The 1282-nt window shown below is 65.5% G+C and carries 2 protein-coding genes; both read right to left on the bottom strand.

Features of this window, described 5'->3' with window-relative positions:
• A partial coding sequence (locus CK222_RS31400) for a chemotaxis protein CheB (RefSeq protein ID WP_141247185.1) occupies positions 1-601 on the bottom strand: 601 nt, incomplete at its 3' end.
• Positions 555-1282, bottom strand: a 728-nt coding sequence (locus CK222_RS31395; RefSeq protein WP_095802996.1) for a chemotaxis protein CheB, incomplete at its 5' end; no start/stop codon positions are given. The genes CK222_RS31395 and CK222_RS31400, both read right to left, overlap by 47 nt.

Here is a 1282-nt window from a genome sequence, read left to right as displayed (position 1 = left end):
CAGCCATCTCCTCGGCCGGCAGCACCATGTCAACCAGGCCGCTCTGCACGGCGCTGCGCATCATGCCATCATATTCGGCGCTCTGCTGCGCCAGCGTTAGGCCGCCATGTTCCTTTATTGCCCTGAGCCCGATCGTGCCGTCGCTGCCGGTTCCGGAAAGGATCAGCCCGGCCGCATCCTCCCCTTGATCCTGTGCCAGGGACGTGAAGAAATCGTCGATCGGCGTCCGCTTCGCGCGCGTGGCGGCCATCTTGGCCATGTTGAAACGCTGTCCCCGGATGGTCACCGAGACGCCCGGCGGGATGACGTAGATGTTGTTCGGCTCGACTTCCGCGCCTTCGACCGCGGTCTGCGTTTCGATCGCGGTGGAGCGCTGGATGATGCTCGCGAGCACACTCTCATGCTCGGCATCGAGGTGTTGGATCACGACATAGGCAAAGCCGCTGTCGGCCGGCACTTCCGGAAAGAACTTCTGCAACGCCGCGATGCCGCCGGCCGATGCGCCGATGCCGATGACAGGGAACAGCGCGGGCTCTCTCTCATCCTGGCGCGGGCTAGTCCGTGCCTTCCTTGTGCTTGCCTTCCTCGCCGCCTGCGCCATTGCCTGTTACCTGTGTCCGCCTGCTTTCCAGGATGCGCTCGATGACGGAGGCATCCGCTTCGTATTCCCTCGCCCGCTTGCCGAACTCGCTGGCGAGTTGGGAGCGATGTCGCGTCTTCTCCCGCTCCGCCATGCGCCGGGCAAACTCCGCCCGCTGCTGATGCGACCGCAGCAGGCTCCACAGGATCTCGTCCGCCTCGATCGCCTGCGCCTCCATGATCGCATCGGCGGTGAAAGCGTGCCCGGTATGGCACCGATAGCGCAGCATGTCACCGTCCTCGATCTCCCACAGCGGCCCGTGGCATTCCGGGCATGTAAACACCGACAGTTGCCCAAGTCGATCTGGTTCTTTCATGGTCGAATGCTCCTGTGCCGCGATTGCGGCCTCCAGCCTGACCGTCGGTGGGGCCGGCAACGTTTCTCCGGCCGGCTCGGCCGCCAGCTTGCCCAGCAAGCCGCCGAGTTTGGCGGCGGGTTCGCAATGATCGATGTCGACATAACGCAGCGCGCTTTCCACCATGGAAGGCACCAGCGCGTCCTTGGGATGCTGGACCACCGCGAGGCCGCCGACCGCCTTGATTGCCCGCAGGCCGGCGGTGCCGTCGGAAAGCGCGCCCGACAGCAGCACGCCGACGACGCTTGCGCCGAAGCTCAGCGCCGCCGAGCGGAACAGCGGGTCTA

Source organism: Mesorhizobium sp. WSM3866 (genome assembly GCF_002294795.1).
GTDB lineage: Bacteria > Pseudomonadota > Alphaproteobacteria > Rhizobiales > Rhizobiaceae > Mesorhizobium.
The sequence above is the reverse complement of the archived record's forward strand: the minus strand, read 5'-3'. Positions and strand labels throughout refer to the sequence as shown.